Origin of the sequence: Streptomyces lancefieldiae, from assembly GCF_031845825.1 — a bacterium.
Taxonomy (GTDB): Bacteria; Actinomycetota; Actinomycetes; order Streptomycetales; family Streptomycetaceae; genus Streptomyces; species Streptomyces lancefieldiae.
Map to the genome: position 1 here is coordinate 1 of NZ_JAVRFH010000138.1, position 4,612 is coordinate 4,612.

The window sequence follows — 4,612 nt, forward strand, 5'->3', positions numbered from 1 at the left end:
CCGTCGACGGCGGATCCGCCCCACACACGTCACACCCGCCTCAACTTCGTCAAAAAGTCCGCTCCTCTGCCTCGAGCGGCCTGTAGGGCGAGAGGGCCACACCGGCCCCTAGAACGGAGGCATGGGCGATGGAAGAGCACAGCGCCCGCGCGGTGGCCGTCGAGAAGATCGTGGTGGGGCTGGCACAGCGGCCTGGGACCGAGCCGCCCTGCGCGGACGGAGCCGACGTGCAGCGCCGCGGTGAGGTGCTGTGCGCCGCGGTGGTCGACGGGGCCGGCCATCATCCGGAGGTGGTCCGGTATGCGGCGATCACCCCGGCGGTCATCACCCACATCGGGATCGCGGTGGGCGGCCTGGCCGGCCTGATGACGGCCGGGCAGATGGCCGCGGCCTACGACCGGCCCCCGCACGCGTCCGCGGTCTTCGCCTGCGCGCAGCCGGGACAGCCGACCAGCGTCCACTGGATCGGGGACTGCAGGGCCTACGGGTGGGACGGGATCATGCTCAGGCAGTGGTCGACCGACCAGACGATGGGGAACTGGCTCCGGTGGAACGGGGGCGCCGCCGTGGAACTCGACGCCGTCAAGCATGACAACTGGTCGAGGCTCGGGCTGGCCCAGGCCGGAGCAGCAACGTGCCGGCAGGTTCAGGTCCGCTCGGAAGTCTCGTTGGTGCTGCTGATGTCCGACGGGGTCTCCGACCAGGTGCCCGCGGAAATGCTAGCCCGGCTGTGCCGCGAGCACGCGGACGACCCGCAGTTGCTCGCGGCGGCCTTGGTCACGGCTGCCGTGGAAGACGAGAGCGGATACCGCGACGACGCCACCGTGATCGCCCTGCTCCGGGCAGAGGGGTGAGCACCCGCTCTGACCTGGGCGGGGACGGCTTGTAACGTTGACGGTATGTGTGTGGATATTCGTACTGTCCTGCGTAAACAGGAGGAGGAGCTGCGGCGCTTTCGCCGGGGCCTTTTCTCCACGGACCCGGCCGACAGCGGCCTGGCCGCCGTAGTGCCCGCAACCGTGCTGGAGCAGATGCGGGCGGAGGGAAAGACGGTGCCGCACAGTTTCGGACCGGTGCGTTCAGTGACTGACCGGCATGCCGTCCTGACCATCGTCGGGGACATCACGGAGCAGGCCGTACTCCTGGAGCGGCCTGGCCGGGAGGGGAGTGTGCTGACGCTGTCGGTCGCAGCGAAGCACAAGCAGCTCGGCACGCGCCAAGCCGTTGACCCGGCGGAGGCGCGGGCCTGGGTGGAAGCGATCGTGGGCCCGAGCTGGCTGCCGCATGTCTACTCTGCCGGCAGCTTGAGCACCGTGGGCGGGACCTCAGCTCCGAGGCAGCTGACGACGGCGTACTTCTACCTGTTCCTGGGCACGGACGGTGTCCCGCACGCCGAGCCGGAACATGAGCTTGGCGTGACGCTGTCCCTGCTCACCGGCCTTGGCTGATGCGCCACTAAGCGGCCGCCTGCCCGATTAAGTCCGACACGCTTACGTGATCGCCGGGATATTCAAGGCTCATGGGGAATTACCCGCTGCCGCCTTATGCCTGGTTGCCCAGTACAGCGTCGTGGGGTTGGCGCTCGTCGTGGTTATCCGGGTGGTCAGGGTGGTCCCGCCACGGTTCGGCCAAATTCATGAGTTCCTGGAGAAGACTTTCGGCTGTAGCGAGGTCGTTGCCGTTTATGGCCTCGGCGAAGGTCTTTTCCAGATCATGGGCGGCGGTCCAATCGGCTTCGTACTCCTCGCGCCCGGCGGGGTACTGCTCACCACGACGTTCCTCGAGCCGGTCGACCACGAACTGATAGGTACGTACGCCGGTCTGCAGGTCAACGGGCATCGGTAGACATCCTTCGGTGGTCGTGGTCGGTCTGTACCTGGGGGTCGCGCGGCACGGGCACGTCGAGCTGCACGATATGCCTCTCTGAGGGATCACCACTGACCTGTATTGCGCAATTGGATTTACTGCCGTAATATCGAGGGTGAGCCTCGGGTGAGACAGAGCCGCCGAGGGCCCGCCGCGGCCCACTGGCGCCTGCCCCGCAGCTCCCACCACTTGCCCCGGCGGCCGCTCTGCCGAGCCGCAGGCCGCCCCACAGGAGCCCTCGTGACCAAGACGACGCCCTTCGCCCCGATCCCCGCCGCACCTCCCACCGCTACCGGGCTCGCCCACCACGCCGAGCGAATGCGTGCACGGCTTGCCGACTTCTGGGGCAAGCCCGTCCGCGGCGTGCCGCTCGGCATGGACCTTTTCCAGGCCATGTACATCACCATGACCGGCGAGGACCCGACCGACGACACCCTCAGCGCCTATCTCGCCCAGTGCGCCAACTTCGCCGCCGCCTACCGCACCAGCGACGTATGGGTCGCCCCTCACAGCATGGCCGCGCGCATCGCCGAGCACCCCTTCGTGAACAGCGACAGCGTCGTCGCCGGGAACCTCGAAGACGCCGCCCCCGCCCGCGACGGGCTCGTCTACTTCCCCACCCCGATCAGCCTCGACGACCTCCACCCGCTCTACGGCACGGCCTGGCACATGGAAGGCACCGGCGATGAGCTCGTCCTCGACGTCGAGACCATCACCGCCACCCGCCTGATCCCCACCCGCCTTCCCCCCCGGCTCGCCGCCTCCGCCGAGCTGCCCCGTGGCCCCTACTGCCCCAACCGCGTGATCACCCTCCACGAGGGGATGCTCGGCGGCTACAGCAACTACCGCCTCTTCGGAGCGCCGGACCCGGCCAGCAGTCTCGCGATCCTCCTCGCCTTCTGGGATCTGCGCCGTACCGCCGACGCGCCGGACGCCCTCACCACCCCGGACGAGGACGTCGTGAGCGTCCCCCAGAACGACAGCACCGGCGCCAAGCCAACCGGCCGCAGCCGCAAGAACAAGCGCAGCAACCGGACCGTCCGCAAGCGCCGCATCCGCATCATCCGCGAACCCGTCCATGCACAGGCTCCCAGCGACCCGGCCCGAGCGGCCACCGACGACTCCGGCCCCAAGTGGAAGGACGACACGCTCCGCTGGGAAGTCAGCGCGAGGTACCAGAACCGCTGCCCCAACCCCCGCCAGCACCGCGCCATCATCGAGGCCGGCGGCGAGTGCAAGCCCATCCGCGTCCCCGTCCAGGCGCACGTCAACGGCCCCAGGGGCCGCGACGTCGACCCCCGCCGAACGGTGCGAATCGTCCCCCACCGCTCCGGCACTCGCTCGTAACAGCCGCCCCGGCCCGCCGCCGACGCGCGGCGGGCCGGGGCCGCCATCCCACAGCAGCACCACTCCCGACCGATATTGCTTAAATGGATTTACTCATGTAGGGTTGAGGTATTGACGGTGACCTTGATCCACGGAGGCATGATGCTCGTCCAGCAGTACGTATTCCTGGACGTCGACGCAGTACAGGCCCTGACACCCGCTCAGGTAGAGACCTACCTCGCGAGCAAGGGCTGGACGAAGGCGGAGACGGAGCCGCCCGGCGGACAGATATGGACACGTCCCGACCACGAGCCCCTCCCTCCGCATCTCACGGCCCTCCCGGAGTACAAGCCCCACCTCGTGTGGCGGGGGTACGTGAAGTCCCTCACCAGCACCCGCTTCCGCGACTACGCCGCCCGCATCTGCGAACTGCTCCTGGCACTGGCCTTGTTCGAGCACCGGCTCGTCGCGGATGTGCTCGCCGATGTCCGCACCCTTCCCGCTACCGAAAAGCCCTGACTCCAGGAGGAGCTTCCCCATGACTCCCGACGAACTGACCGTGACCGGCTCGTGCTGGTCCTGTGCCGCCCTCACGACCATGTGTGCCCGGTGCGCCACCGTAGTGGAGATCGAGCCCGCAACCGGGCAGCCGACTCTGGGCCGCACGTCGACCTCGGTCCAGATGCTTGTCTGCTCAGACTGTGTGACCGCCGCCAACAACCGCGCCCGAGAGCACGGGGGCCCGACCGTCGCGACCGAGCCCGAGCGCCACGCCAGCCACCGACAACACCTCTACATCTGACGACCCGTCTCCGGGGAGCGGAACTCCCCGGAGACGGGGCCTGAAGCGCGCCGTCGGCCGCAGAGCACGCTCACCCGGCGAGGCCTGGCGCCGGCACGGCCGATCGTGGAGACGCCCGAGGAAACGGCGCGGCGTCAAGCGGCGAGGCGGGAGGCGATGCGCCGCCTCCGACCCTGGCGTATTCATCGGAAGCGCCGGGGGAGCTGGAACATCATGCCGGCTCGGGAACCCGGTGCCGCAGGAAGACGCTGGACTGCAGGCTCACCAGGGCCGGGCGCGCCAGGACGTTCTCCAGCTCTCCGCTCCGGCCGGCCAGTACCCACGCGAACTTCCCGGGCACCAGGTGCGCCCACATGCCGTACAGCATCTCCAACGCGACGGTGCGCAGTTCGTGGGCGCCGAGCACCACGACCAGGCGCGGGGTGCGAGTGAGTTCAGCACGCGACTTCCGGCGCCTCATCGGACAGCTGTACCACCGCCCAGGTGACGGCCCCGGTGTACTGGAGTGCGTCCGGCCCTTCCACGCACATGATCGCCCTCATGGTGACGATCTCCTCCAGGTCTTCGTGCAGCTCCGTATCGAGCACCGCGGGCCTCCCCTGCATGACGTCGCTTCAC

General features: G+C 68.9%; 8 protein-coding genes. 5 read left to right on the plus strand and 3 right to left on the minus strand.

The window, feature by feature from the left end; all coding sequences use genetic code 11:
* Nucleotides 1-128 precede the first annotated feature (128 nt).
* Together RM812_RS40630 and RM812_RS40635 are read left to right on the plus strand one after the other, a co-directional pair.
* Nucleotides 129-854, plus strand: coding sequence for a hypothetical protein (locus tag RM812_RS40630; RefSeq protein ID WP_311585815.1), 726 nt, complete (start codon nt 129-131; stop codon nt 852-854).
* A gap of 45 nt (nt 855-899) precedes the next feature.
* Entirely contained in the window at nt 900-1,448 is a 549-nt protein-coding gene (locus tag RM812_RS40635) for a hypothetical protein (RefSeq protein WP_311585817.1), read from the plus strand.
* Between the two features lie 94 nt (nt 1,449-1,542).
* Here RM812_RS40635 and RM812_RS40640 read toward each other — a convergent pair whose 3' ends face one another.
* Complete coding sequence (locus RM812_RS40640) at nt 1,543-1,839, minus strand: hypothetical protein (protein WP_311585819.1); 297 nt, start codon at nt 1,837-1,839, stop codon at nt 1,543-1,545.
* Between the two features lie 267 nt (nt 1,840-2,106).
* On the opposite strand from RM812_RS40640, the gene RM812_RS40645 reads away from it, so the two are divergent.
* The 3 genes from RM812_RS40645 to RM812_RS40655 all read left to right on the plus strand — a co-directional run bounded on the left by RM812_RS40645 (nt 2,107) and on the right by RM812_RS40655 (nt 3,994).
* Nucleotides 2,107-3,213 carry a hypothetical protein gene (locus RM812_RS40645; RefSeq protein ID WP_311585821.1) on the plus strand — a complete coding sequence of 369 codons (1,107 nt, stop codon included), beginning with the start codon at nt 2,107-2,109 and terminating at the stop codon, nt 3,211-3,213.
* 117 nt (nt 3,214-3,330) lie between these two features.
* The gene (locus RM812_RS40650) at nt 3,331-3,711 is read left to right on the plus strand and encodes a hypothetical protein (protein WP_311585823.1); all 381 of its coding nucleotides are present in this window, start codon (nt 3,331-3,333) and stop codon (nt 3,709-3,711) included.
* A gap of 19 nt (nt 3,712-3,730) precedes the next feature.
* A complete protein-coding gene (locus RM812_RS40655; RefSeq protein ID WP_311585825.1) occupies nt 3,731-3,994 on the plus strand; it encodes a hypothetical protein in 264 nt (87 codons plus the stop codon).
* A 211-nt stretch (nt 3,995-4,205) separates the two neighbouring features.
* Here RM812_RS40655 and RM812_RS40660 read toward each other — a convergent pair whose 3' ends face one another.
* Complete coding sequence (locus tag RM812_RS40660; RefSeq protein WP_311585827.1) at nt 4,206-4,454, minus strand: hypothetical protein; 249 nt, start codon at nt 4,452-4,454, stop codon at nt 4,206-4,208.
* Nucleotides 4,429-4,581, minus strand: coding sequence for a hypothetical protein (locus RM812_RS40665; RefSeq protein ID WP_311585829.1), 153 nt, complete (start codon nt 4,579-4,581; stop codon nt 4,429-4,431). The genes RM812_RS40660 and RM812_RS40665 overlap by 26 nt, the downstream gene beginning before the upstream one ends.
* Between the last annotated feature and the right edge of the window lie 31 nt (nt 4,582-4,612).

Excerpts from the sequence above, each read along its gene's own strand:
- RM812_RS40655 (WP_311585825.1), top strand. The coding sequence starts at position 3,731 with ATGACTCCCGACGAACTGACCGTGACCGGCTCGTGCTGGTCCTGTGCC.
- RM812_RS40660 (WP_311585827.1), bottom strand. The coding sequence starts at position 4,454 with ATGAGGCGCCGGAAGTCGCGTGCTGAACTCACTCGCACCCCGCGCCTG.
- RM812_RS40640 (WP_311585819.1), bottom strand. The coding sequence starts at position 1,839 with ATGCCCGTTGACCTGCAGACCGGCGTACGTACCTATCAGTTCGTGGTC.
- RM812_RS40630 (WP_311585815.1), top strand. The coding sequence starts at position 129 with ATGGAAGAGCACAGCGCCCGCGCGGTGGCCGTCGAGAAGATCGTGGTG.
- RM812_RS40635 (WP_311585817.1), top strand. The coding sequence starts at position 900 with ATGTGTGTGGATATTCGTACTGTCCTGCGTAAACAGGAGGAGGAGCTG.